Below are 23,204 nucleotides of genomic sequence, written 5' to 3' on the forward strand. Positions count from 1 at the left end.
ATGATGCTGACGGTATGGTTGAATGGGCCTGATTGTAACGGATGTTGCCTGCCAAACGATGCGCATAAAAAAAGCCGGCTTGCGCCGGCTTCTTGTGATGCACTACAACTGCTTAGTTCTTCGACTGGTCAACCATCTTGTTCTTGGCGATCCAAGGCATCATGGCGCGCAGTTTCGCGCCCACTTCTTCGATCTGGTGCTCGGACGTCAAACGGCGGCGCGAGATCAGGGTCGGTGCGCCTGCCTTGTTTTCCAGGATGAAGCTCTTCGCGTATTCGCCCGTTTGAATGTCTTTCAGGCATTGACGCATCGCATCCTTGGTGGCCGACGTCACGACCTTAGGACCGGTCACGTATTCGCCGTATTCGGCGTTGTTCGAGATCGAGTAGTTCATGTTGGCGATGCCGCCTTCATAGATCAGGTCGACGATCAGTTTCAATTCGTGCAAGCACTCGAAGTACGCCATTTCAGGCGCGTAACCGGCTTCCGTCAGGGTTTCGAAGCCGGCCTTGATCAGTTCCACGGCGCCGCCGCACAGCACGGCTTGTTCGCCGAACAGATCCGTTTCGGTTTCTTCGCGGAAGTTCGTTTCGATGATGCCGGCACGGCCGCCGCCGTTGGCCGAAGCGTACGACAGGGCGATATCGCGGGCGATGCCCGATTTGTCCTGGTACACGGCGATCAGATGCGGTACGCCGCCGCCCTGGGTGTAGGTGGCGCGCACGGTGTGGCCTGGCGCTTTCGGCGCGACCATGATCACGTCCAGATCGGCGCGTGGCACGACTTGGCCGTAATGCACGTTGAAGCCGTGGGCGAAGGCCAGCACGGCGCCTTGCTTGGCGAACGGAGCGATGTTTTCGTTGTAGACCTGAGCGATGTTTTCATCTGGCAGCAAGATCATGATGACGTCGGCCGCTTTCACGGCGTCATTGACTTCCGCTACTTTCAGGCCCGCTTGCTCGACCTTGGTCCAGGAAGCGCCGCCCTTGCGCAGGCCGACGGTGACGTTGACGCCCGAATCGTTCAGGTTTTGCGCGTGTGCATGGCCTTGCGAACCGTAGCCGATGATGGCAACGTTTTTGCCTTTGATCAAGGAGAGGTCAGCGTCTTTGTCGTAAAAAACTTTCATGGTATTTCCTATATATTTGATGATGCGTTGTTGTTTTAAATGCGGCGCCAGGGCCGCGTAGTGCTGCTTGTATTTTTATACTTTGAGGATGCGTTCGCCGCGGCCGATGCCGGAACCGCCCGTACGGACGGTTTCCAGGATGGCGGCGCGGTCGATCGAATCGATGAACGCGTCGAGCTTGACCTTGTTGCCGGTCAGTTCGATCGTGTACGTCTTTTCGGTGACATCGATGATGCGGCCACGGAAGATATCGGCGGTGCGCTTCATTTCCTCGCGCTCCTTGCCCACGGCCCGAACCTTGATCAGCATCAACTCGCGTTCGATATGCTGGCCTTCGGTCAGGTCCACCACCTTGACCACCTCGATGAGGCGATTCAAGTGCTTGGTGATCTGCTCGATGATGTCGTCCGAACCGCTGGTGACGATGGTCATGCGCGACAGGGTCGAGTCTTCCGTCGGCGCCACCGTCAATGTTTCGATGTTGTAGCCGCGTGCCGAGAACAGGCCCACCACGCGCGACAGAGCGCCCGCTTCGTTTTCCAGCAAGACAGAAATAATATGGCGCATGATTAGAGATCCTCCGAACCGAGCATCATTTCGGACAGGCCCTTGCCGGCTTTCACCATTGGCCACACGTTTTCGGACTGGTCGGTAATGAAGTTCATGAATACCAGCCTGTCTTTCATGCCAAACGCCTCTTTCAGGGCGCCGTCGACGTCGCCCGGTTTTTCAATTTTCATGCCCACGTGGCCGTACGCTTCCGCCAGCTTTTCGAAATCGGGCAGCGAATCCATGTACGACTCGGAATAGCGCGAACCGTAATCGATTTCCTGCCACTGGCGCACCATGCCGAGGAAGCGGTTGTTGAGCATGATGATCTTCGGCGTCAGGTGGTACTGCTTGCACGTCGCGAGTTCCTGGATGCACATCTGGATCGAACCTTCGCCCGTGATGCAGGCAACGGTGGCGTCCGGATTGGCCATCTGCACGCCCATGGCGTACGGCAAGCCGACACCCATGGTGCCCAGGCCGCCGGAATTGATCCAGCGGCGCGGCTTGTCGAAGCCATAATATTGCGCCGCCCACATCTGGTGCTGGCCCACGTCGGACGTGATGAAGGCGTCACCCTTGGTGATCTGGAATACTTTTTCCACCACCGATTGCGGCTTGATGACCAGGTCGGAGGTCGGGTATTTCAGGCATTCGCGGCCACGCCATTCGGCGATCTGCTTCCACCAGTTGCTCAAGGCATTGACGTTCGGCTTCGCTTCGGCCGCATCCAGTTGCGCGAGGAACTCGATCAGCACGTCCTTGACGTTGCCGACGATGGGGATATCGACCTTGACGCGCTTGGAAATCGACGATGGATCGATGTCCACGTGGATGATCTTGCGCGGATGCGAGGCGAAATGTTTCGGGTTGCCGATCACGCGGTCATCGAAACGGGCGCCGATGGCGATCAGGACGTCGCAGTTCTGCATCGCCATGTTCGCTTCATAGGTACCATGCATGCCGGGCATGCCGACATACTGCTCGCTCGAGGCGCGGTAGCCGCCCAGGCCCATCAAGGTGTTGGTGCACGGGAAACCCAGGCGGTCGACCAGCTTGTTCAGCTCGGGAGCCGCATGCGCGAGAATCACGCCGCCGCCCGTGTAGATCATCGGGCGTTCGGCTTGCAGCAACAGCTGCACGGCCTTGCGGATCTGGCCCGAGTGGCCCTTGTCGACGGGACGGTAGGAACGCATCTCGACTTCCTTCGGATAGTCGAAATGGCATTTGTGCATGCTGATATCCTTGGGGATATCGACCAGCACGGGTCCCGGACGGCCGGTACGGGCGATGAAGAAGGCTTTCTTGATCGTCGCTGCCAGGTCCTTGACATCCTTGACGAGGAAGTTGTGCTTGACGACGGGGCGCGTGATGCCGACCGTGTCGCATTCCTGGAACGCATCCTGTCCGATGGCGTGGCTCGGCACCTGGCCGGAGATCACGACCATGGGAATCGAGTCCATGTACGCGGTGGACAAGCCCGTGACGGCATTCGTGACGCCCGGACCGGACGTGACGATGGCGACACCGACCTTGTTCGAGCTGCGCGAATAGGCATCGGCGGCGTGGATCGCGGCCTGCTCGTGGCGTACCAGGATATGCTGGAATTTGTTTTGCTGGAAGATGGCGTCGTAGATGTAGAGTACGGCTCCGCCCGGGTATCCAAAGACGTGCTCGACGCCCTCTTCAGCCAGACAGCGCACGACAATTTCTGCGCCGGTAATGGGTCCTGCTGCTGCTTCGGTATTCATGAAACATTCCTTTCAAGGTCCATTGGAGATTGATCGGATGTTCTTTCCTGACGAAGTTCGCCGTGCGCGACAGTGCTCCTGCTTCCCTTTTCATGCGGTCACGACATTTCTTTGGGCACCCATAGATACCTTACAAAACAACGCTTAACGCAACTCGTTTGGCCGGAGTTTCTGTGGCGCCTGTACGAACCGCTCGCGCTTGTGGCGCGGGTTAGAACAAACTGCCTACAAATGAAAGCGCGTCTTGCCGCGGATGGCCTTGTGTGCCGGTCGCGACCTGACCATAGGGCTTTGGGGTGTTCAAAGCGTCCCATACGTTATCGCGTTGCACCATTATGGTCAAGGAAAATGTCAGCCGAAAGGCCAATTCGCCCGCACGCCGTGCAAAAACCCTGCGGAAACGCACATTTTTTGCTAGCATGCACGGGGTTGCAAAAAGCATACCCGCCCCCATTTCGCCCACCGCACCCCGCAGCCGCTAAGATCCCCAATACCGCATGGCAACAGACAAAGAATTATCCGACTTTCTAGAAAATGTCGAGCGGCGCGCTTTCAAGCAGGCCGCCTACGCGGTCCGCAAGGAAGAATCGGCACTCGACATCGTGCAGGACGCCATGATCAAGTTGGCCGAGAAATACGGCGACAAGCCAGCCGCCGAGCTGCCGATGCTGTTCCAGCGCATCTTGCAGAACACCATCCTTGATTATTTCCGCCGAGAAAAAGTTCGCAACACCTGGGTCAGCCTGTTTTCCGGCATGAAGCCCTCGGGCGACGAGCATGAAGATTTTGATATACTTGATACTTATGAATCGGAACAGGGCTCGAGTGCCGCCGAATCGTCAGCCGACCAGGTCGAACGCGCGCAAATGCTTGATTTGATTGATGCAGAGGTACAAAAACTGCCCTCACGTCAACGCGAAGCCTTCCTCATGCGTTACTGGCAGGACATGGATGTGGCTGAAACAGCGGAAGCGATGGGTTGCTCCGAAGGTAGCGTGAAAACACATTGCTCTAGAGCTACCCACACGCTCGCCGAATCGCTGAAAGCCAAGGGAATTAAATTATGAACACCGACGATCTCAATTTCGCTTACAAAGTGCGCCATGCACTGAACGAAAAACTCGACGACCTGCCCGCATCGGCCACCGATCGCCTGGCGACGGCACGCAAGCTGGCCCTGTCGCGCAAGAAGGCGGACGCGCCCGCCGCAGTCGCCGTGCGCAAGGATGTCTTCGCCGGCATCGCCAGCAGCCTGTTCGTCGAGCCGCTGTCGTGGCTGGGCCGCATGAGCGTTGTCATCCCCCTGCTGCTGCTCGTTGGCGGCCTGGTGGGCATCTATCAGTTTGAGCAGGAACAACATATTGCCGAGCTGGCAGAAATCGACGCCGCCGTCCTGTCGGACGAATTGCCGCTCTCCGCCTACATGGACCATGGCTTCAACGCCTACCTGACGAAACGCGAGCAATAAATGGCACGCACGAGCGTACGCAAAGGCTGGCTGGCTGGCGGCATCGGCCTGGGTGCTTGCGCCTTGGCGGGCGCCGCCTGGGTAGGCGCGCAGCAACATGCCGCGCCCGCCGCCCCTCCTGCAGCAGCCGCGCCCGTCGTGGCGCCCGCACCGGCCGTCAAGCCCGGCTCACCCCGCACGGGCGGCAAGGGCGGCACGCCGAAGGCTGGCGAGAATCCATTATGGAACAAGCTGTCGCGCGCGCAGCAAGAAGCCCTGCAGCCGCTGGCGGGCGAGTGGAACAAGCTGGAACCGCTGCGCAAGCAGAAATGGCTCGATATCGCCAGCCGTTTTGCCTCCATGACGGCCGACGAGCAAATCCGCGTACATGACCGCATGCGCGAATGGGTCAAGCTGACGCCGGAACAGCGCCGCCTCGTGCGCGAAAACTATACGCGCACGAAAAAGATCGATCCGGGTCAAAAAACCGCGCAATGGGAGCAATACCAGCAATTGCCGGAAGATCAAAAGAAAAAGCTGGCGACGGAACTCGTGCCGAAAAAACCGCTGGGCAAGGTGCCTGCGATCAATTCGACGACGACCAAGCCGCCCGTACTTAAGGCGCCTGCCACGCCGGCAGCGCCTGCCGCCCCACCTGTCCAGCCGCCCGCTCCCGCAGCGACGGCCGTGCCGGCAGGCGATCCTGCCGCCACCACGCCACCCGCCGCCGTGCCCGTCATACCACCTGTTACGCCTGCCCCACTGCCGACCAATGTCAAATAGCACGCCTGCCGCCAGCATCACCTCCCATCCCACGATCAAGCGCCGCCTGATTTCCATGGTGTACGAGTCGCTGCTGGCCCTGGCCGTGCTGTTTTTGCCGTTTCTGCTGTTTGAGCTGGCCGTGCAAGGCGCGCATACGCCGTTGACGGAACACATGCGCCAATGCCTGGCCTTCCTCGTCATGGGCGCGTATTTCATCCATCAGTGGAGCCGCGAAGGGCAAACCCTGGCCATGAAGACGTGGCGCCTGAAAGTCGTGCTGCCGGGCCACGCCCACGTGCCGCTGCGCGTGGCCGCCTACCGCTACGTCCTGTCATGGATGTGGCTGCTGCCCGCGCTCGTGGCGGCGTATGCCTTCGACCTGCAGCACTGGACGGCCCTGGGCGCCATCGGCGTGGGCATCCTGGCCTGGTCCAGCACGGCCCTGTTCACGGGCAATGGTCAATTCCTGCACGACAAGCTGGCGGGCACGCAGATCGTGCAATTGCCGGCTCCCGCGAAGAAGCCGAAGAGAGTCGCCGCCTGAGTTTTTATGCGACTTGACCTGGGTCATTGAAGCGCCACGGGGGCTCTGCGATCATGGCATGCCATGAAGAATACCGCCCCCCTCCCCCACACACGCTTCGCTCCCTACCGCGAGGAAGTCTGCAGCGAAGACGAAGTCAAGCATCTCGTCCACACTTTTTATGCGGCCGCGCGCGACGACGCCATGCTAGGCCCCATCTTTGCCGCCGAGGTCAAGGATTGGGATGCTCATCTGGCAACATTGATCGATTTCTGGTCAGGCTTGCTGCGCGGCACCATGCGCTACCACGGCAAGCCGCTGGCCCAGCACGCGCAAATGGAAAACCTCACGCCCTGCATGTTCCGCCGCTGGCTGACCCTGTTCTTTGCCACGACGGAAAGCATGGGCAATGCGGCCCTGCAAGAGAAGGCCGACACCATCGCCTTGAATATCGCCGAGCGGCTATGGAAAAGCTTTGCGGAAAGCCATTCCATCGTGGCGCCGCAGCTTTAGAAGCGTTCGTAGCCTTGCAGATAGCGCCACTGGCCTGACGGCATGGCGCCCATCGGGATGCGGCCGATACGCAAGCGCTTCATGGCGACGACTTCCAGCCCCACCATCTTGCACATATGGGCGATCTGGCCCGGCTGCACGTTTTTCAGGGCGAAACGCAAGCGCGTTTCATTCTGCCAGCTGACCTTGATCGGCGGCAAAGGCTTGCCATTGAAGGGCAAGCCGTGATTCAGCAGCGCCAGGCCATTCTCGGCGATGGCGCCCGACACTTCCACGATGAATTCCTGCTCCACCGTTTTCGCTTCGTCGACCAGCTTGCGGGCCACGCGGAAATCCTGCGTGAACACCAGCAGGCCGGACGCCATGGTGTCGAGCGGATTGGTGATGGTCAGACCGATCAGGTGGCGCTTGAGGAAGCGCGTGACGGAGCTGGGCGCCACATTGTCCGACGTGAAAATCTCTTCGGGACGCAAACAGCTCAGGGCCGGCTTGCCTTCGCTGCCCACGCCGCCATTGATGCCGGCCGGCTTGTGCAGCAGGATCGTCACGGGCGGCATTTCATCCAGGGTCGCGTTCGGCAGCAGCACCACCGTTTGATTGTCGGCCACGCGCGCGCCCGACTCTTCCACCAGCACGCCATCGACCGTGACCCAGCCGCCCTCGATATACAGCTCGGCCTCGCGGCGCGAACAGGGCACGTCTTCAGACAGACGCTTGGCCAGGCGGACGGTGGGCATTTCGATTGGTGTGGTCATGGGGAGGCGCAAAAAGCAAGGGAGGAGAAAGCCGGTATTGTAACCGACCCGCTCCTCCCCTCTTGTTGACGTTGTTGCTGACTGCCTGGTGGCTGTCGGATTACGCTGCGCTAATCCGACCTACCCGACCTGCGCGGCGATGGCGGGCTTGGTAGGTTGGATTAGCGGCTTGCCGCGTAATCCAACAATCAGGCCGTCGCCTTGGCCAATTCCTCGGCAAAGAAACGGTGGCCCATCTCTTCCAGACCCAGGGTCTGCAGCACTTCCTGCAGGCGTTCCGTCGGACGCTGGCGCGGCAGGTTCTTGTAGCTGGCGATGATCAGTTCATTCTTCATCGAATGCTCCCAGCCCACCAGTTCCGTCACGCTGACCTGGTAGCCGTGCGCTTCCAGCTGCAGACAGCGCAGCACGTTGGTGATCTGGCTGCCGAACTCGCGCGTGTGCAGCGGGTGGCGCCACAGTTCCGTCAAGACACTCTTGCCCAGGCTCTTGCCCTTGTTCTTCTTCAGCACGGAAGCCACTTCCGCCTGGCAGCATGGCACCAGCACCATGAACTTCGCCTTTTTCTTCAGGGCGAAGTGAATGGCGTCATCGGTGGCCGTGTTGCAGGCATGCAAGGCCGTGACGATGTCGATCTGCTGGGGCAGCAAGTTCGATTCCGTCGATTCGGCCACGGACAGCGGCAGGAACGACATGCCGGGGAACTTGAATTTCTTGGCCAGCTCCTGCGAGCGCTGCACCAGCTCTTCGCGCGTCTCGATGCCGTAGATGTGCGAACCGTCGTTGCCGTTCTTGAAGAACAGGTCGTACAGGATGAAGCCCAGGTAGGACTTGCCGGCGCCGTGGTCGACGAGGGACACGCCGGGATGGTCGAGCTGCACTTCGCGCAGCAGCGGCTCGATGAACTGCGTCAGGTGGTACACCTGCTTGAGCTTGCGGCGGCTGTCCTGGTTCATCTTGCCGTCGCGCGTCAGGATGTGCAATTCCTGCAGCAAGGCGACCGACTGGCCATCCTTGATCTCGGGCATATTGCTGGCGGCCGTGATGATGTCTTTCGGCGCAGCGACTGCGGTGGCGGCGGCTGCCGCGCCCTTAGCGCGCTTCATCGATCCACGCCATCTGTATCGCTTCGAGCACTTTTTCGCCGCCGCGCGTGTGGTCATCGTCGAAACCGTCCAGTTCCACCACCCAGTTATGCAGGTCGGTGAAGCGCACGGTCAGGGGATCGATGTCCGGATGCGTATCGAACAGCGCTTCGGCGATCGCGGTGATGTCGGACCATTTCATGTTAGTGGCTGCCTTCGCTGACCTGGTTGATCGTGTATTTCGGGATTTCAACGACGAGATCGGCCTCGGCCACGATGGACTGGCAAGACAGGCGCGACACGGCTTCCAGGCCCCAGGCCTTGTCCAGCATGTCTTCTTCCAGTTCCGTTGCTTCGTTCAAGGATTCGATGCCTTCGCGCACCAGCACGTGGCACGTGGTGCAGGCGCACGATTTTTCGCAGGCGTGCTCGATGTCGATGTCGTTTTCCAGCAGGATGTCGCAGATGGACTTGCCGGCAGGTGCTTCGATGACGGCGCCGTCCGGGCAAAGCTTGGCGTGCGGCAGGATAACGATTTGTGGCATGGTTTCTTCTTTCAGTCTGTCATTCGGAGCGCGGCCGCAGTTTCGGCGGCGCGCTGTTCAATTAGTCTTGTACGACCTGGTCCAGGGATTTACCCGTCAAGGCAGTGCGCACGCTGCGGTCCATGCGGCGCGAGGCAAAATCCTCGGTGCCGTCGGCGAGCAGCTCGATCGCCAGCTTCAAGGCCTGATGGTCGATGGCGCCGCTTTGCGATTGCACGATGGCATCGCGCACCTTGTTCATCAAGCCGTCGACGGTGACGCGCTCGGCGTCATCGAGCAAGCCGCCGTCTTCATCGAGCGCCGACTGCGTGGCCAGCAGGATGCGCTCCGCTTCCACCTGCTCTTCGCGCAGCGCGCGCGCCACCATGTCGACGTCTGCCGACGTGTACGAGTCCTGCAGCATGCGCGCGATGTCGTCGTCGCCCAGGCCGTAGGCCGGCTTGACGCTGATCGATGCTTCCACGCCCGAGCGCAGCTCGCGCGCCGACACGGACAGCAAGCCGTCCGCATCGACCTGGTACGTGATGCGGATGCGCGCGGCGCCCGCCACCATCGGCGGAATGCCGCGCAATTCAAAACGCGCCAGCGAGCGGCAATCACTGACCAGTTCGCGCTCGCCCTGCAGCACGTGCACGGCCAGGGCCGTCTGGCCGTCCTTGAATGTCGTGAATTCCTGCGCACGGGCGCACGGTATGGTCGAATTGCGGGGGATGATTTTTTCCACCAGGCCGCCCATGGTTTCGATACCGAGCGACAGCGGAATCACGTCGAGCAGCAGCCAGTCGTCGCCGGCGGCGCGGTTACCGGCCAGCAAGTTGGCCTGGATGGCCGCGCCCAGCGCCACCACTTTATCGGGGTCGATGTTCGCGTGCGGCGTCGTGTGGAAGAATTCACTGACGGCGCGCTGCACGTGCGGCATGCGCGTAGCGCCGCCCACCATCACCACGCCGTCGACGTCGTCCGCGTCCACGTTCGCATCGCGCAAGGCTTTCTTGATGGCGTTCATGGTCTTGGCGACCAGGTGCTGCGTCATGGCGGCAAAGTCGGCAGCCGTGATGCGCAGGTGGATTTCTTCGCCCGAGTTCAGCTTGGCGTCGATCGTCGTTTCCGGCTTGGTCGACAGCAGTTCCTTGATCTCGCGCGCTTTCACCATCAGGATGGCCGTGTCTTCGTCCGACAGCGGTGCCAGCTTGGCGTGCTCGCTGATCCAGCAGAACAGGCGGCGGTCGAAATCGTCGCCACCGAGGGCCGAATCGCCGCCCGTGGACAGCACTTCAAACACGCCCTTGCTCAGCTTCAGGATCGAGATGTCGAAGGTGCCGCCGCCGAGGTCATACACGGCGTACACGCCTTCGGAGGCGTTGTCGAGGCCATACGCAATGGCGGCGGCCGTCGGCTCGCTCAAGAGGCGCAGCACGTTGATACCGGCCAGCTGCGCCGCATCTTTCGTTGCCTGGCGCTGCGCGTCGTCAAAATAGGCGGGCACGGTGATCACGGCGCCGACCAGGTCGTCGCCCAGCGAATCTTCCGCACGCTGGCGCAAGGTGGCGAGGATTTGCGCCGACACTTCGACGGGGCTTTTCACACCGGCCACGGTTTTCAGCTGCACCATGCCAGGCGTGTCCTGGAAATCGTAGGGCAGGTTTTCCGCGTAGGCGATGTCGGCCAGGCCGCGGCCCATGAAGCGTTTCACGGACACGATGGTGTTCTTCGGGTCGGTCGTTTGCGCGGACAGGGCCTTGTAGCCGATGTTCGCGTGGCCATTCGGCAGGTAGCGCACGACGGACGGCAGCAGGGAGTGCCCTTCCTCATCGTTGAGCACCTCGGGAATGCTGTTACGGACGGTGGCGACCAACGAATTGGTGGTGCCCAGATCGATGCCGACGGCCAGACGGTGCTGGTGCGGCGCGGTCGACATGCCTGGTTCGGAGATTTGCAGAAGTGCCATTGTATTCGTGCCTCGATTAATTTTTTGCGTGATGCGGTTGATGCCTGTCGCGCATTATAAGACGCGCGCCAGACTGGCGCTTGGCACGCCGGTCAAGCTATCCGGAGATCAGACTTCGATCGCCTCATAGGCAAAACGGACTTCCTCGCCGAATTTGTCGAGGAACATCAGGGCGCGCACGCTTTGCGCGGCATTCACATAGTCGGCGGCGTCGAGCTGGGCCGCCACCTGGGCCAGCAAGGCCTTGCGTTCGCCGCGCAGCTGGCGGTCCAGGGCGTCGAGCGCGTCGGCATCCTTGCCTGCGCGGGCATCGCCCAGCTCTTCGCGCCACTCCATCTGCTGCATCAGGAAACTGACGGGCATGGCCGTGTTCGATTCCGTCTGCAAATCGACGCCATTGAGTTCGCACAGGTATTGCGCGCGTTTTTGCGGGCTTTTCAGGGTTTGGTAGGCTTCATTGGCGCGCGTGGCCCATTGCATCGCCACGCGCTTTTCAGCGCTGCTGGCGTTGATGAAGCGGTCCGGGTGGACCTTGCCCTGCACGTCGCGGTAGGCTGCGTCGAGCGCGCTCATGTCGAGCGAGAACTGCGCCGGCAACTGGAATAATTCGAAGTGGTTTTGCATAATGGTCAGTGGTCGCTGTACCTCAATCGATGGGTACAGCGCACCGACCGGGGTCTTGCCAGCTGTTTAAATCCTGAAGGACTCGCCGCAGCCGCAGGCGTCTTTTTCGTTCGGATTGTGGAACTTGAAACCTTCGTTCAAGCCTTCGCGCGCGAAATCGAGTTCCGTGCCGTCGATGTAAGGCAAGCTTTTCGGGTCGACGAAGACTTTCACGCCGTGCGATTCGAAGACGCTGTCTTCGGCCGCCGCTTCATCGACATATTCGAGCTTGTAAGCCAGGCCCGAGCAGCCAGTGGTCCGCACGCCGAAGCGCAAACCCATGCCCTTGCCGCGCCGTTCGATATAACGGTTGATGTGCTTCGCCGCTTTTTCGGTCAGTGTGATCATGTATTTCTCCGTAACTGCCCCGGCCTCGCGGCTGGGGCGGGCTACCAACGTTTAAGCTGCTGCCGGGTGACGGGTTTGATAATCCAGTACCGCCGCCTTGATGGCGTCTTCCGCCAGGATCGAGCAGTGGATCTTCACTGGCGGCAGGGCCAGTTCTTCGGCGATCTGCGTGTTCTTGATGGCCAGTGCCTGGTCCAGGGTCTTGCCCTTGACCCATTCCGTTACCAGCGAGCTCGACGCGATGGCCGAACCGCAGCCGTAGGTCTTGAATTTCGCATCTTCGATCAGGCCATCGGCGCCGACCTTGATCTGCAGTTTCATCACGTCGCCGCAGGCAGGCGCGCCTACCATGCCGGTGCCGATGGTTTCATCACCCTTGTCGAAAGCGCCCACGTTGCGCGGGTTTTCGTAGTGATCGAGTACTTTGTCCGAGTAAGCCATTTTGATGCTCCTTTAATATTCTTGCCGGCCCTGTCAACAGGGGCCACGGTGTTGGTTAGTGGGCTGCCCATTGAATCGAATTGATGTCGATTCCGTCCTTGAACATGTCCCACAGCGGCGACAGTTCGCGCAGCTTGTGTACTTTCGATTTCAGCAGGTTCACGGCGAAGTCGATGTCTTCCTCGGTCGAGAAGCGGCCGATGGTGAAGCGGATCGAGCTGTGCGCCAGTTCGTCGCTGCGGCCCAGGGCGCGCAGCACGTACGATGGTTCCAGGCTGGCCGAGGTGCAGGCCGAACCGGACGACACGGCGATATCCTTGATCGCCATGATCAGCGACTCGCCTTCGACGTAGTTGAAGCTCACGTTCAGGTTGTGCGGCACGCGGTGGTCCATGTCGCCGTTGATGTAGACTTCTTCGATCTCCTGCAGGCCCTTGGCCAGGCGGTCGCGCAAGGCCTTGATGCGGCCGATTTCGCTGTCCATTTCTTCCTTGGCGATGCGGAACGCTTCGCCCATGCCGACGATCTGGTGCGTCGGCAGGGTGCCCGAGCGCAGGCCGCGCTCATGGCCGCCACCGTGCATCTGCGCTTCCAGGCGCACGCGCGGCTTGCGGCACACGTACAGGGCGCCCACGCCTTTCGGGCCGTAGGTTTTGTGCGCCGTGAAGGTCATCAGGTCGACCTTGGTCTTTTGCAGGTCGATGACGACCTTGCCCGTCGCTTGCGCGGCGTCGCAATGGAAGATGATGCCTTTCGAGCGGCAGAACACGCCGATCTCGTCGATCGGCTGGATCACGCCGATTTCGTTGTTCACCAGCATGGCCGACACGAGGATGGTGTCCGGGCGCACGGCCGCGGCCAGCTGCTCGACGGTGATCAGGCCGTTGTCCTGTGGTTCCAGATACGTCGCTTCAAAGCCGATGCGTTCCAGTTCGCGCACGGTGTCGAGTACCGACTTGTGCTCGGTCTTGACGGTGATGATGTGCTTGCCCTTGGTCTTGTAGAACTGTGCCGCGCCCTTGATGGCCAAGTTGTTGCTTTCCGTCGCACCGGAGGTCCAGATGATTTCGCGCGGATCGGCGTTCACCAGGGCCGCCACGTGGCCGCGTGCCTCTTCCACGGCTTTTTCCGCCGTCCAGCCATACATGTGGCTGCGCGATGCCGGATTGCCGAACTGCTCGCGCAGGTAGGGAATCATCTTGTCGGCGACGCGGGGATCGATCGGCGTGGTGGCCGAGTAATCCATGTAGATCGGGAAATGCGGTGCGGTTTCAAAGTGCACTTGGCCTACGTTTTTTTCTGGGGCGTTCATCAATAACTCCTGCAATCAGCAACTTAGTATTTTGTAATATTCAACCGATGGCGGCGTGGTTACGATGCATCACCATCACGCTTTGTTCGGCAATCTTTTGTCTCTGCTGGTCGACCAGGTCCTGCAAGGACACAGAATCCAGATAATCGACCATTTTTTCGTTGAGTGTGGACCACAATTCATGTGTCATGCAGCGCGCACCCGTGGCCGCGTCGGCGCCGTGGCAATGTTCCTTGCCGCCGCACTGCGTGGCGTCCAGCGGTTCATCGACGGCGATGATGATGTCGGCCACCGTCACCTTGTCCGCACGACGGGCCAGGCTGTAGCCGCCGCCCGGACCGCGGATCGATTCGACGATCTCATGGCGGCGCAGCTTGCCGAACAGCTGTTCCAGGTAGGACAGGGAAATCGACTGGCGCTGGCTGATGCCGGACAAGGTGACCGGACCTTTACCCTGGCGCAGGGCAAGATCGATCATCGCAGTCACGGCAAAACGGCCTTTTGTAGTCAGACGCATACATCCTCGGTTCAACTAGTTTAAAATATTGCGGCTTTTCAACTTCTCAAACCCTGAGTAGTTGAATGATTTAGTCAAGTATAACAAATTCGGCGGGGTTTGTCAGAGCGCCCCTCGATGACCACAGGGCTGGCAGGGGCATGGCCGGCCGCGCCAGGCGCGGCGGCATCAGGAAAACAACAGTACTCGTCAAGCGCGCAGAGCGCTCCTCACTTTCATCAACTCAAAACCGAGCAAGTTCAAGCCGTCCCAGCTGGCGGGGTCGTCGATGCGCGGATTGTCCGAAGCCAGGCCTACGCCCCAGATGCGGTCGACGGGACTGGCCTCGACGATGACCCGCTCGCCCGTGCCCAGCAAGAACTTGCGCAGTGCGGCCTTTTGCGAGAACTTGGCAAAGTTGCCATCGAAGACGATACCAGCGCGCGCCGCTTCCCACACCTTGGCGTCAAAGTTCGCCACTTCGCGCCCCAGTTTTTTCACTTCCGACGGCCGCGCGGCCGCCACGATGCGCGCCTGCACGGCAGTGTCGCCAAACAGCGCTGCCTTTTGCGCCATCATGTAGTGCTCGGCCGTCGCATACGTGACGCCGGCCAGACTGAAGGGCGACGGGAACCACTGGCTGAAGCAGCTTTTGTCGGGCACCTGCGGCTGCGCCGGCGTGTGGCCCCAGAAATACAGATAGTCGGGCACGCCGCCCGCCGCGATCCACGCCTTCAATTCTTCCACGTTACTGATTTGCATATTCCCCGCACTTCCGCCAGATGGCGTCAATTCAATCTCAAGCACGCAATAGTTGCATCGGGCCAAACAAGGCCTGCATGTCACGATTGCCGATAAAGGACAGATTATACGGATGTTCGGCCGTCACCTGCGGCAACGATGCCGCCACCGGCAGGCGTTTGATGAGCTCGGCAATCTTGCCCCACAACACCAGTTGCGGCAAGGCCGCCCCGCCCTGCCGCGCCAGCGCTTCGAGCACCACCTGCAGGAAAGGCAGCCAGCCGCGCGCATCCTGCACGGGCGGCACGTGGGAACGGAACACCAGCGCCGCGTTGAGCAGCAAAAAGCCCTGCTCCGTCATCTTGCGCTGCAGGTCGGGCAAGGTCTGGATCACGCCGCTGCCCGGCAGTTGCGCGGCCGCCGCCACGGGCGCCATGGCTACGCCGGACGTGTCACCGCCCTGCAGCTGGCCATCGGCCACCAGCAGCATCTTCATGAAGTTGCGCAGGGACGTGGCGCGGTTGACGGGCTTCGACAGCCCCGTGGCCGACCACAGACTGCCGACGGCGCCATCCATGAAGCACACGCCCGTGGCGCTGTCGGCGCGCGGATACGGCCCCTCGCCCACCAGCACGTAGCGCACCTGCGCCAGCGGCAGGGCAAAGGCGGCGAACAGCCGGCCCTGCGTGGGCAGGTAATCGTCGGCAGCCAGCGCCGGCAGGTAGGCGGGATCGGCCGCCATCACGGCGTCCAAGCCGCGTAGCAGGATGGGACGCCAGGAAGCGTGCGCCAGGGACAGGGCATCGGTGATGCTGGCAGGAACGGTTGTTGCAGTCATGGCGCGTGAAATATTTGGGCAAACGCAAATTGTAGCGCACCGGTACGCCTGCATTGTTGAATGCGCACCCCCCACATCTCACAGCAATACCAATATAGCAACAACCGTATCAAAAATTGCACTCCATCTGCGCCAATCGAGGCCGGCAATGCTAGACTGGTTTCCTTGGAACTTGAGCCACATCAAGAAATAGTGCTTACCGGATTCTTCCATCCACTAACGCTCATTGCGCCTGGGCAAGTTCTCAACACACTGCCCTGTCCATGCCCTGTCCCTACCTCACACGATTGCGCGCCGCGATACGCTTGCCCTGCCTGAGCTTTCTGCTATGGCTATGCTGCAACGCCGCCGTCCATGCGCAAGACCTGGCGGAGATCAGCGCACCGCGTTTTGCGCCAAGGCAAGTGCTGGTACTGTATTCCCTGGGCAGCGACGCCTCCTCGCAGTGGCAAACGCTGATCCACAAGGGCATGAGCGCGGAACTGGCCAACGAGAACTGGCGCCTCGCGCCCGGCATCTATGAGGAGCGGCTCGATTCCGTGCGCGTGGGCGAGCAACCTGCCATAGCCGGGCTGGAAACCTATCTGCAAACCAAGTACAGGATGGTGCGGTTCGACGCCATCATCACGGAAAACTACCTGGCGGCCCAGTTCCTGAGCCAGCATCCAGCGCTGTTTCCCGGCGTGCCCCGCTACTATGTGAATCAGGGACGGCAGGACTGGGTACCTGCCGACGGCATCAATCTCGATGTGCGCCACGATTTTGGCAAGGCCATCGCCGTCATGCTGCAAGTGACGCCACGGCTGCGCCATATCGCCGTCGTCGGCGACGGCAGCGCACGCGGCCAGGCGTGGATCGCCGCCATCCGCGCCGCCATTACGCCCTACCAGGACAGACTCAAGGTCGAATTCTGGGATCACCTGAGCCAGGAAGAGTTGTGGCGCCGCACCGGCACGCTGGGCGAGGGCAGCGCCATCTATTTGCTGCCCGTCTACCGCGACGAACTGGGGCAGCGCACCACGCCGCCCGTCATGGCGCGCGACCTGGCCGCGCGCAGCGCCGTGCCCATTTTCACCAGCGTGGAGTCGCTGATACTGCCCGGCGTGGTGGGCGGCTATGTCATCAGCGGAGAGAAAGTGGGACGCACCATTGCGCGCATCCTGCTGGGCAGAACACCCGACCCGGATGGCATGCAGGCGTATATCTTCGACGATGCCGCGGTACAGCGCTTCGGCTTGCGCAACCTGCCCGGCGAGGCGCGCATCCTGAACCGGCCCCAGGGCGTATGGGCGCAATATCACTGGCAGATCATCGCCGGACTGTCGCTGATCGCGCTGCAAGCGGCGCTGATCACGGCCCTGCTATTGGCCCAGCGCAGCCGCCGCGCCAGCGTGGCGGCCCTGCATGCGGAGCGCGACATGCTCGAGGAACGGGTCTTGCAGCGCACCCTGGAATTGCTGGTGGCCAACTCCCGGCTGGAGCAGCAAGCCACGACCGACCCGCTGACCGGCCTGGGGAACCGCCGCATGATGACCCTGCGGCTGACAGAGGAGCTTGAGCGCGCCCAGCGCTTCGGCCACACGCTGTCGCTGCTGATGATCGATATCGACCACTTCAAACGCATCAATGATGGCCATGGCCACGACGCGGGCGACCGCGCCATCGCTGCCGTCGCGCAAGTGCTGCGCAGCGTCACGCGGGGCATGGATACGGCGGCGCGCTTCGGGGGCGAGGAATTCGTGCTGCTGATGCCGGAGACGCCGCTGCCGGTGGCGCTGGAAGCGGCCGAGCGCCTGCGCCTGGCGGCGGCCAGCTTGCGCGTGGAATGCGATGATGGCCAACTGGTCAGCCTGACCATCAGCATCGGCGTGACATCCAATACGCCGCAACCGACCGCACCAGCCAGGCGGGAAGCGGACCACTTGACCGATCTGCTGATCCGCGCCGACCAGGCCCTGTACCGCGCCAAACATGGCGGACGGGACAGGGTTGAGTGGAGCTGAACCCGCTCCCCTTATTGACCTGATGCCCTATTCGGCGTCAGGCTGCTGCGACGGATGGGCGGCCGCAAACGCGGGCAAGCCGGCGCAATGCGCGTGGATGCGCGCCACGCGCGGGTATGGCGCCAAGTCGATGGCGAAGCGCTGCGCATTGAATACCTGCGGCACCAGGCAGCAATCAGCCATCGTCGGACTGTCGCCATGGCAGAACAGGCCCGTGCCGGCCGGATCGCCCTGCGCCAGCAGCGCTTCCACGGCCGCCAGTCCCTCGGCCATCCAGTGGCGGTACCACTCCTGTTTGGCCTCGTCCGACAGCCCCAGAGTGTTTTTCAGGTATTTCAGCACGCGCAGATTCGTCAGCGGATGGGCATCACAGGCGATGGCCAGCGCCAGCGCGCGCACCCTGGCGCGTCCCAGCGCGTCCGCCGGCAGCAGCGGCACGGCTGGGCGCGTCTCGTCGAGATACTCGAGCATCGCCAGCGACTGCGTCAGGATGGCGCCATCGTCGTCGAGCGCCGGCACCAGGGCCGACGGGTTGACGGCGCGGTAGGCTGGCAGCAACTGCTGGCCGCCGTCCTGCAGCAAGTGCACGGGAATGCTGTCGTAGGCGATGCCTTTGAGATTCAAGGCGATGCGCACGCGGTAGGCAGCCGAACTGCGGAAATAGGTGTACAGCTTCATGGGGCGCTCTCCCCTCAGGCGCGGCCGGCGTACAGGGCCACGGTCTGCTCGATGCTGCCGAAGATGCTCGCGCCCGCCGCGTCGCGCATCTCGATGCGCACCGTGTCGCCGAACTTCAGGTAGGCCGTTTTCGGCGCGCCGTGCTCGATGGTTTCATACATGCGCACCTCGGCCAGGCAGCAATAGCCCACGCCGCCGTTCTCGATGCTCGATCCGAACAGGTTGCCCTGCTTGTTCGACACGGTGCCGGAACCGACGATGCTGCCGGCGCCCAGTTCGCGCGTCTTCGCCGCATGCGCGACCAACTGGGCAAAGTTGAAGGTCATGTCCTCGCCCGCATTCGGCTTGCCGAACGGCTTGTCGTTCAAGTCCACCAGCAGCGGCAAATGCAGCTTGCTGTCCGCCCAGTCGGCACCCAGTTCGTCCGGCGTGACGGCGACGGGCGAAAACGCGCTGGCCGCCTTCGATTGGAAGAAACCGAAACCCTTGGCCAGTTCGCCCGGGATCAGGTTGCGCAAGGAGACATCGTTGACCAGCATGACGAGGCGGATCGCTTTCGCCGCGTCGTCCACGCTGGCGCCCATGGCCACGTCGCCCGTAATCACCGCCACTTCCGCTTCCAGGTCGATGCCCCACTCTTCGGACAAGGCGAAGATCGGGTCGCGCGGGCCGATAAAACTGTCCGAGCCGCCCTGGTACATCAGCGGGTCCGTGTAGAACGAGGCCGGCACTTCCGCGTTGCGCGCCTTGCGCACCAGTTCCACGTGGTTGATGTAGGCGGAACCGTCGGCCCACTGGTAGGCGCGCGGCAGCGGCGAGTGGCACAGCTTTGCATCAAACGGCTGCGCGTCCGGAGCCTGGCCCCCGTTCAGGTCGGCGTAGGCCTGCTCCAGCTTTGGCGCGACCGCGTCCCAGTTGTCGAGCGCGGCCTGCAAGGTGGGCGCAATGGCGGCCACGCGCTGGTACTGGCGCAGGTCGCGGCTGACGAGGATCAGGGCGCCGTCGCGGCTGCCGTTTTTCAGGGTTGCGAATTTCATGGTGTTCCTTGTTCGGTGTATTTGTCAGAGAGTGTCGGTCCGGTGCGCTCAGGCGTCTGCCGGCGCGTGCATCCAGGCGGCGTGCTTGGGCGCGCGGCGCGTCTGCGACCATTCTTCCAGCATTTCCCATTTGACGGCGTCCAGTTTGGCCATCATCTCCGGCGTGCCCACGTTAGCCGCCAGCTCCAGGCGGTGGCCGTTCGGGTCGAAGAAATAGATCGACTGGAAGATGGCGTGGTTGACGGGACCGAGCACCTCGATGCCGCCGGCGACCAGGCGCTCCTTGGCGGCCAGCAGTTCCTCCATGCTGCCCACTTCCAGCGCCAGGTGCTGCACCCAGGCCGGGGTATTGCGGTCGCGGTCCATCGGCGGCTGCGTCGGCAGTTCAAAAAAGGCCAGCACATTGCCATGGCCCGCGTCGAGGAAGACATGCATGTACGGGTCCGGCGCCTTGGTCGACGGCACCAGGTCTTCGGCGATGGCGAGGACGAAATTCATGTTCAAATGCTTGACGTACCACTCGACGGTTTTCTTCGCGTCGATGCAGCGGTAGGCGACGTGGTGGATTTGCTTGATCTTCATGTGCTTGTCTCCAATGAATGGCGCCGTGGGCGCGTTGGCTGGCCTGTTTTTCAGCTTTTCACCATTAGAATCGAGTTACAGCTATCATACAAACAATTTTTAACCATTGATTTATCGGATTATCTTATGAGTCCCAGCCTGCGGCAAATGCGCGCCTTCGTGGCGCTGGCCAAGACCGGCAGCTTTACCCTGGCCGCCGAATACCTGCACGTGACGCAATCGGCCTTGAGCGGCTTGATCAAGGAACTGGAAAGCGTGCTGGGCGTACGCGTGGTCGAGCGCAGCACGCGCAAGACGCAACTGTCGGAAATCGGCCGCGAACTGTATCCGCTGTTTGAAAAGATGATCGAGGACCTCGACGGCGCCATGGCCGGCATCGCCCAGCGCAAGGCCCTGAAAACGGGCATGGTGCGCATCGCCGCCCCGCAGATGATGGCGTGCACACTGCTGCCGGAGGTGATCGCCGCCTACCGCCAGGCGCACCCGGACGTGCAGCTGCGCCTCGTCGACTGCCCCGTGGAGAATGTCTCGGCGCGCGTGTTCAGCGGCGAAGTCGATTTCGGCATCGGCCCCGAGCGCGACCCAACGGCGGAGATCGCCGCGCAAGCGCTGTTCGAGATGCCCTTCGTGCTGGTCTTCCCCGAGCAGCACCCGCTGCAGAAAAAGGAAAGGGTCACCTGGGCCGACGTGGGCGACTACCCGTTCATTTCGCTGCAGGGCCAGTTCACGGAACGCCTGCTGCGCGACATGCACGGCGCGTTTCGCGAACTGTCGCTCAATCCCTATAACGAAGTGACCTTCATGACGACGGCATTGGCCATGGTCAGCGCCAACCTGGGCATCACGGTCTGCCTGCCGTACGCGGAACCGATGGTGAAACTATATCAATTGCACATGCGCGCCCTGCACGAGCCGGAACTGACGCGGCGCTTTTTCGTCTACACGAAGACGGGCCGTTCGCTGTCGCCGGCGGCCGAAAGCTTCATGGCCTTCCTGTTCCGCTTTGTCGAGACGCACGAGTGGAACGTGGGAGCTGGCAGCGGCGCGGCACGCGACGCCCTGCCCGCAGGCGGCCCGGCTGGCGCCGCTTTATAATGGCGCATCGCCCTTTGCCGCCTACGCCATGACCCAGCCTGCCCAGAACGACCTGTCCGCCATCGACGCCGCCACCATCGCCATCAACCAGCGCATGAACAAATTCGACGGCCATGCACAGGTCTGGCTGTTCGGCTATGGGTCGCTGATCTACAAGGCCGACTTCCCCTACATCGAACGCCGCCCCGCCAGCATCGCCGGCTGGACGCGGCGCTTCTGGCAAGGTTCGCATGACCACCGCGGCACGCCAATGGCGCCGGGCCGGGTCGCCACCATCGTGCCGCAGGCGGGCGCCGTGTGCGACGGCATGGCTTATCTGATCACGCCCGAAGTCTTCGCCCACCTCGACCACCGCGAAAAGAACGGCTACCTGCGCCTGGCCACCGACATCACCTTCGAGGACGGCGGCAAGGTCGAAGGCCTCGTGTACATCGCCAACGAGGAAAACGCCGCCTTCCTGGGCGCAGCCCCGGAACTGGATATCGCTCGCCAGATCGCCCGATCAAACGGTCCCAGCGGCCCGAACAGCGAATACCTGCTGCATCTGGCCAGCGCCTTGCGCGAGCTGGGCAAGAGCGATCCGCATGTCTTTGCCATCGAGCAACATCTGGCGCAGATGCACGCACCTGCACAGGATAACGCTGCAGGATAATGCTACACGTTAGCCCTACACGATAGCGCCGCAGCGCCTCCGCTCCAGCAGCGGTAACGACGGCTTAACTTGGCTTAACTTCTTAAAACAAATCCAGCTGTCCCGCATTGCCATTTTTCACTTTCGCGCCCAACGGCGGCACCATCAGAGGCCGGCGGAACTGAGTGCAATCGAGCTGCTTGAAGCGGCCGCCCTTGCCATGCAGCCCCAGCCGGTGCACGGCCTTTTCAAAGCGCTGGCGGATGAGGTCGGCCCACACGCCTTCGCCCCGCATGCGCGCGCCGAACGCGCTGTCGTAATCCTTGCCACCCCGCATTTCGCGCACCCGGTTCATCACGCGCTGGGCCCGTTCCGGGAAGTGTGCTTCCAGCCATTGCTGAAACAGCGGGCTCACTTCCCACGGCAGACGCAGCACCACGTAATGGGCATGGATGGCACCCGCGTCGCGCACGGCTTCGAGCAGCTGTTCGATTTCCGGCTCCGTCACGAACGGGATGATGGGCGCGATGCTCACGCCCACGGGAATACCGGCCTCCGTCAGCGTGCGGATGGTGCGCAGCCGCCGCGCCGGAGCAGCCGCGCGCGGTTCCAGGGTGCGCGCGATGGCCGGATCGAGCGTGGTGACAGTCACGGCCACGGCCGCCAGATGCCTAGCCGCCATGGGTGCCAGAATGTCGATATCGCGCTCGATCAGCGACGATTTCGTGATCAGCGCCACGGGATGGTCGCACTCCTGCAGCACTTCCAGCACGCGCCGCGTCAGCTGCCGCTCGCGTTCGCACGGCTGATACGCATCGGTATTGACGCCGAGGGCGATCGGTTCGGGAACATACGACGGCCTGGCCAGTTCGCGCCGCAAGAGTTCAGGGGCGTTCACCTTGGCGTAGATGCGGCTTTCGAAGTCCAGGCCCGGCGACAGGCCCAGATAGCTGTGCGTGGGACGGGCAAAGCAATAGATGCAACCATGTTCGCAACCCCGGTACGGGTTCAGAGAGACATTGAACGGCAAATCGGGCGAAGCGTTGCGCGTGAGGATGGTGCGCGCCTGCTCATCGCTGACCTGCGTCTTCCAGGCTGGCGCGCCGCCTTCCCCGGCCTCATCGTTCCCTGCCACGCTCCAGCCATCGTCGAAACCGGCGCGCGCATGCACCTCGTAGCGCCCTTGCAGGTTCGAGACGGCCCCACGGCCCTTGTGAGCTTTCAGCGATTGCGGCGGCAGCATGGCTTGCCCGGCGAAGCTGTCATCGTGCTCTGGAATGATTGCTTTCATGAACGGCCCCATCAACTGTATATACGTACAGTATACTA

At 61.9% G+C, this 23,204-nt stretch carries 27 protein-coding genes; 8 read left to right on the forward strand and 19 right to left on the reverse strand.

The features are described 5' to 3' along the window. Nucleotides 1–112 precede the first annotated feature (112 nt). The 3 genes from ilvC to KO538_RS02645 all read right to left on the reverse strand — a co-directional run bounded on the left by ilvC (nucleotide 113) and on the right by KO538_RS02645 (nucleotide 3,429). Nucleotides 113–1,129 (reverse strand): ketol-acid reductoisomerase, encoded by a 1,017-nt coding sequence (gene ilvC, locus KO538_RS02635; RefSeq protein WP_034750044.1) that lies wholly within the window; start codon nucleotides 1,127–1,129, stop codon nucleotides 113–115. 75 nt (nucleotides 1,130–1,204) lie between these two features. After that, nucleotides 1,205–1,696, reverse strand: coding sequence for an acetolactate synthase small subunit (ilvN, locus tag KO538_RS02640; RefSeq protein WP_010399754.1), 492 nt, complete (start codon nucleotides 1,694–1,696; stop codon nucleotides 1,205–1,207). A 2-nt stretch (nucleotides 1,697–1,698) separates the two neighbouring features. Continuing rightward, complete coding sequence (locus KO538_RS02645; RefSeq protein ID WP_051991041.1) at nucleotides 1,699–3,429, reverse strand: acetolactate synthase 3 catalytic subunit; 1,731 nt, start codon at nucleotides 3,427–3,429, stop codon at nucleotides 1,699–1,701. A 497-nt stretch (nucleotides 3,430–3,926) separates the two neighbouring features. Here KO538_RS02645 and KO538_RS02650 point away from each other — a divergent pair, with 497 nt between their 5' ends. From KO538_RS02650 to KO538_RS02670, 5 genes are all read left to right on the forward strand, one after another. Beyond that, nucleotides 3,927–4,496 (forward strand): RNA polymerase sigma factor, encoded by a 570-nt coding sequence (locus tag KO538_RS02650; RefSeq protein WP_034750048.1) that lies wholly within the window; start codon nucleotides 3,927–3,929, stop codon nucleotides 4,494–4,496. Then, nucleotides 4,493–4,897, forward strand: coding sequence for a DUF3619 family protein (locus KO538_RS02655; RefSeq protein WP_219327405.1), 405 nt, complete (start codon nucleotides 4,493–4,495; stop codon nucleotides 4,895–4,897). The genes KO538_RS02650 and KO538_RS02655 overlap by 4 nt, the downstream gene beginning before the upstream one ends. After that, nucleotides 4,898–5,659, forward strand: a complete 762-nt coding sequence (locus tag KO538_RS02660) for a DUF3106 domain-containing protein (RefSeq protein WP_219327406.1) — start codon at nucleotides 4,898–4,900, stop codon at nucleotides 5,657–5,659. After that, nucleotides 5,649–6,185 carry an RDD family protein gene (locus KO538_RS02665; protein ID WP_219327407.1) on the forward strand — a complete coding sequence of 179 codons (537 nt, stop codon included), beginning with the start codon at nucleotides 5,649–5,651 and terminating at the stop codon, nucleotides 6,183–6,185. The genes KO538_RS02660 and KO538_RS02665 overlap by 11 nt, the downstream gene beginning before the upstream one ends. Before the next feature lie 63 nt (nucleotides 6,186–6,248). Continuing rightward, a complete protein-coding gene (locus tag KO538_RS02670) occupies nucleotides 6,249–6,677 on the forward strand; it encodes a group III truncated hemoglobin (protein ID WP_219327408.1) in 429 nt (142 codons plus the stop codon). Here the strand turns inward: KO538_RS02670 and KO538_RS02675 are convergent. From KO538_RS02675 to KO538_RS02730, 12 genes are all read right to left on the reverse strand, one after another. Beyond that, complete coding sequence (locus KO538_RS02675; RefSeq protein ID WP_219327409.1) at nucleotides 6,674–7,432, reverse strand: rRNA pseudouridine synthase; 759 nt, start codon at nucleotides 7,430–7,432, stop codon at nucleotides 6,674–6,676. The two genes, KO538_RS02670 and KO538_RS02675, sit on opposite strands and share 4 nt — an antisense overlap. A gap of 188 nt (nucleotides 7,433–7,620) precedes the next feature. Continuing rightward, entirely contained in the window at nucleotides 7,621–8,538 is a 918-nt protein-coding gene (locus KO538_RS02680; protein ID WP_034750064.1) for an SAM-dependent methyltransferase, read from the reverse strand. Next, nucleotides 8,525–8,719, reverse strand: coding sequence for a Fe-S cluster assembly protein IscX (gene iscX / locus KO538_RS02685; RefSeq protein ID WP_034750067.1), 195 nt, complete (start codon nucleotides 8,717–8,719; stop codon nucleotides 8,525–8,527). Before iscX ends, KO538_RS02680 begins: the two co-directional genes overlap by 14 nt. Nucleotide 8,720: 1 nt before the next feature. Further along, nucleotides 8,721–9,062 carry an ISC system 2Fe-2S type ferredoxin gene (gene fdx, locus KO538_RS02690; RefSeq protein ID WP_034750070.1) on the reverse strand — a complete coding sequence of 114 codons (342 nt, stop codon included), beginning with the start codon at nucleotides 9,060–9,062 and terminating at the stop codon, nucleotides 8,721–8,723. A gap of 61 nt (nucleotides 9,063–9,123) precedes the next feature. After that, nucleotides 9,124–11,010: a Fe-S protein assembly chaperone HscA gene (hscA, locus tag KO538_RS02695; protein ID WP_070302222.1), complete on the reverse strand. Its 1,887-nt coding sequence runs from the start codon at nucleotides 11,008–11,010 to the stop codon at nucleotides 9,124–9,126. Between the two features lie 108 nt (nucleotides 11,011–11,118). Beyond that, nucleotides 11,119–11,634: a Fe-S protein assembly co-chaperone HscB gene (hscB, locus tag KO538_RS02700; protein ID WP_035820574.1), complete on the reverse strand. Its 516-nt coding sequence runs from the start codon at nucleotides 11,632–11,634 to the stop codon at nucleotides 11,119–11,121. 66 nt (nucleotides 11,635–11,700) lie between these two features. Further along, complete coding sequence (gene iscA / locus KO538_RS02705) at nucleotides 11,701–12,021, reverse strand: iron-sulfur cluster assembly protein IscA (protein ID WP_034750079.1); 321 nt, start codon at nucleotides 12,019–12,021, stop codon at nucleotides 11,701–11,703. A 51-nt stretch (nucleotides 12,022–12,072) separates the two neighbouring features. Then, nucleotides 12,073–12,462 (reverse strand): Fe-S cluster assembly scaffold IscU, encoded by a 390-nt coding sequence (iscU, locus tag KO538_RS02710; protein WP_034779562.1) that lies wholly within the window; start codon nucleotides 12,460–12,462, stop codon nucleotides 12,073–12,075. Between the two features lie 55 nt (nucleotides 12,463–12,517). Continuing rightward, entirely contained in the window at nucleotides 12,518–13,774 is a 1,257-nt protein-coding gene (locus KO538_RS02715; RefSeq protein ID WP_219327410.1) for an IscS subfamily cysteine desulfurase, read from the reverse strand. A gap of 40 nt (nucleotides 13,775–13,814) precedes the next feature. Beyond that, nucleotides 13,815–14,291: a Fe-S cluster assembly transcriptional regulator IscR gene (iscR, locus tag KO538_RS02720; protein ID WP_034750086.1), complete on the reverse strand. Its 477-nt coding sequence runs from the start codon at nucleotides 14,289–14,291 to the stop codon at nucleotides 13,815–13,817. A 189-nt stretch (nucleotides 14,292–14,480) separates the two neighbouring features. Beyond that, nucleotides 14,481–15,032, reverse strand: coding sequence for an NADAR family protein (locus KO538_RS02725; protein ID WP_034750088.1), 552 nt, complete (start codon nucleotides 15,030–15,032; stop codon nucleotides 14,481–14,483). Nucleotides 15,033–15,069: 37 nt separating this feature from the next. Next, the gene (locus tag KO538_RS02730; protein WP_034750091.1) at nucleotides 15,070–15,849 is read right to left on the reverse strand and encodes a uracil-DNA glycosylase; all 780 of its coding nucleotides are present in this window, start codon (nucleotides 15,847–15,849) and stop codon (nucleotides 15,070–15,072) included. 263 nt (nucleotides 15,850–16,112) lie between these two features. Between KO538_RS02730 and KO538_RS02735 the strand changes: the two genes are divergently transcribed. Then, on the forward strand, nucleotides 16,113–17,852 hold the full coding sequence (locus KO538_RS02735) for a GGDEF domain-containing protein (RefSeq protein ID WP_257620131.1): 1,740 nt from the start codon (nucleotides 16,113–16,115) through the stop codon (nucleotides 17,850–17,852). 27 nt (nucleotides 17,853–17,879) lie between these two features. On the opposite strand, the gene maiA is transcribed toward KO538_RS02735, so the two are convergent. Genes maiA through KO538_RS02750 form a run of 3 tightly spaced genes read right to left on the reverse strand, consistent with a single transcriptional unit; the run spans nucleotide 17,880 to nucleotide 20,149 of the window. After that, nucleotides 17,880–18,530, reverse strand: a complete 651-nt coding sequence (maiA, locus tag KO538_RS02740) for a maleylacetoacetate isomerase (protein ID WP_034750094.1) — start codon at nucleotides 18,528–18,530, stop codon at nucleotides 17,880–17,882. Nucleotides 18,531–18,544: 14 nt separating this feature from the next. Beyond that, nucleotides 18,545–19,567 (reverse strand): fumarylacetoacetate hydrolase family protein, encoded by a 1,023-nt coding sequence (locus KO538_RS02745; RefSeq protein WP_219327411.1) that lies wholly within the window; start codon nucleotides 19,565–19,567, stop codon nucleotides 18,545–18,547. A 48-nt stretch (nucleotides 19,568–19,615) separates the two neighbouring features. After that, complete coding sequence (locus KO538_RS02750) at nucleotides 19,616–20,149, reverse strand: VOC family protein (protein WP_034750100.1); 534 nt, start codon at nucleotides 20,147–20,149, stop codon at nucleotides 19,616–19,618. 126 nt (nucleotides 20,150–20,275) lie between these two features. On the opposite strand from KO538_RS02750, the gene KO538_RS02755 reads away from it, so the two are divergent. Next, nucleotides 20,276–21,244: a LysR family transcriptional regulator gene (locus KO538_RS02755; protein WP_072452691.1), complete on the forward strand. Its 969-nt coding sequence runs from the start codon at nucleotides 20,276–20,278 to the stop codon at nucleotides 21,242–21,244. A gap of 61 nt (nucleotides 21,245–21,305) precedes the next feature. Continuing rightward, nucleotides 21,306–21,896 (forward strand): gamma-glutamylcyclotransferase, encoded by a 591-nt coding sequence (locus tag KO538_RS02760; RefSeq protein ID WP_139248341.1) that lies wholly within the window; start codon nucleotides 21,306–21,308, stop codon nucleotides 21,894–21,896. Nucleotides 21,897–21,978: 82 nt separating this feature from the next. On the opposite strand, the gene KO538_RS02765 is transcribed toward KO538_RS02760, so the two are convergent. Next, nucleotides 21,979–23,118, reverse strand: coding sequence for a PA0069 family radical SAM protein (locus KO538_RS02765; protein ID WP_219327724.1), 1,140 nt, complete (start codon nucleotides 23,116–23,118; stop codon nucleotides 21,979–21,981). Nucleotides 23,119–23,204: the final 86 nt, after the last annotated feature.

It is taken from the genome of Janthinobacterium sp. NKUCC08_JDC (genome assembly GCF_019345575.1).
Taxonomy (GTDB): Bacteria; Pseudomonadota; Gammaproteobacteria; order Burkholderiales; family Burkholderiaceae_D; genus Janthinobacterium; species Janthinobacterium aestuarii.

What these genes read in the sequence shown, in the direction of transcription:
- ilvC (WP_034750044.1), bottom strand. Translation starts at nt 1,129, where the DNA reads ATGAAAGTTTTTTACGACAAAGACGCTGACCTCTCCTTGATCAAAGGC.
- ilvN (WP_010399754.1), bottom strand. Translation starts at nt 1,696, where the DNA reads ATGCGCCATATTATTTCTGTCTTGCTGGAAAACGAAGCGGGCGCTCTG.
- KO538_RS02645 (WP_051991041.1), bottom strand. Translation starts at nt 3,429, where the DNA reads ATGAATACCGAAGCAGCAGCAGGACCCATTACCGGCGCAGAAATTGTC.
- KO538_RS02650 (WP_034750048.1), top strand. Translation starts at nt 3,927, where the DNA reads ATGGCAACAGACAAAGAATTATCCGACTTTCTAGAAAATGTCGAGCGG.
- KO538_RS02655 (WP_219327405.1), top strand. Translation starts at nt 4,493, where the DNA reads ATGAACACCGACGATCTCAATTTCGCTTACAAAGTGCGCCATGCACTG.
- KO538_RS02660 (WP_219327406.1), top strand. Translation starts at nt 4,898, where the DNA reads ATGGCACGCACGAGCGTACGCAAAGGCTGGCTGGCTGGCGGCATCGGC.
- KO538_RS02665 (WP_219327407.1), top strand. Translation starts at nt 5,649, where the DNA reads ATGTCAAATAGCACGCCTGCCGCCAGCATCACCTCCCATCCCACGATC.
- KO538_RS02670 (WP_219327408.1), top strand. Translation starts at nt 6,249, where the DNA reads ATGAAGAATACCGCCCCCCTCCCCCACACACGCTTCGCTCCCTACCGC.
- KO538_RS02675 (WP_219327409.1), bottom strand. Translation starts at nt 7,432, where the DNA reads ATGACCACACCAATCGAAATGCCCACCGTCCGCCTGGCCAAGCGTCTG.
- KO538_RS02680 (WP_034750064.1), bottom strand. Translation starts at nt 8,538, where the DNA reads ATGAAGCGCGCTAAGGGCGCGGCAGCCGCCGCCACCGCAGTCGCTGCG.
- iscX (WP_034750067.1), bottom strand. Translation starts at nt 8,719, where the DNA reads ATGAAATGGTCCGACATCACCGCGATCGCCGAAGCGCTGTTCGATACG.
- fdx (WP_034750070.1), bottom strand. Translation starts at nt 9,062, where the DNA reads ATGCCACAAATCGTTATCCTGCCGCACGCCAAGCTTTGCCCGGACGGC.
- hscA (WP_070302222.1), bottom strand. Translation starts at nt 11,010, where the DNA reads ATGGCACTTCTGCAAATCTCCGAACCAGGCATGTCGACCGCGCCGCAC.
- hscB (WP_035820574.1), bottom strand. Translation starts at nt 11,634, where the DNA reads ATGCAAAACCACTTCGAATTATTCCAGTTGCCGGCGCAGTTCTCGCTC.
- iscA (WP_034750079.1), bottom strand. Translation starts at nt 12,021, where the DNA reads ATGATCACACTGACCGAAAAAGCGGCGAAGCACATCAACCGTTATATC.
- iscU (WP_034779562.1), bottom strand. Translation starts at nt 12,462, where the DNA reads ATGGCTTACTCGGACAAAGTACTCGATCACTACGAAAACCCGCGCAAC.
- KO538_RS02715 (WP_219327410.1), bottom strand. Translation starts at nt 13,774, where the DNA reads ATGAACGCCCCAGAAAAAAACGTAGGCCAAGTGCACTTTGAAACCGCA.
- iscR (WP_034750086.1), bottom strand. Translation starts at nt 14,291, where the DNA reads ATGCGTCTGACTACAAAAGGCCGTTTTGCCGTGACTGCGATGATCGAT.
- KO538_RS02725 (WP_034750088.1), bottom strand. Translation starts at nt 15,032, where the DNA reads ATGCAAATCAGTAACGTGGAAGAATTGAAGGCGTGGATCGCGGCGGGC.
- KO538_RS02730 (WP_034750091.1), bottom strand. Translation starts at nt 15,849, where the DNA reads ATGACTGCAACAACCGTTCCTGCCAGCATCACCGATGCCCTGTCCCTG.
- KO538_RS02735 (WP_257620131.1), top strand. Translation starts at nt 16,113, where the DNA reads ATGCCCTGTCCCTACCTCACACGATTGCGCGCCGCGATACGCTTGCCC.
- maiA (WP_034750094.1), bottom strand. Translation starts at nt 18,530, where the DNA reads ATGAAGCTGTACACCTATTTCCGCAGTTCGGCTGCCTACCGCGTGCGC.
- KO538_RS02745 (WP_219327411.1), bottom strand. Translation starts at nt 19,567, where the DNA reads ATGAAATTCGCAACCCTGAAAAACGGCAGCCGCGACGGCGCCCTGATC.
- KO538_RS02750 (WP_034750100.1), bottom strand. Translation starts at nt 20,149, where the DNA reads ATGAAGATCAAGCAAATCCACCACGTCGCCTACCGCTGCATCGACGCG.
- KO538_RS02755 (WP_072452691.1), top strand. Translation starts at nt 20,276, where the DNA reads ATGAGTCCCAGCCTGCGGCAAATGCGCGCCTTCGTGGCGCTGGCCAAG.
- KO538_RS02765 (WP_219327724.1), bottom strand. Translation starts at nt 23,118, where the DNA reads ATGCTGCCGCCGCAATCGCTGAAAGCTCACAAGGGCCGTGGGGCCGTC.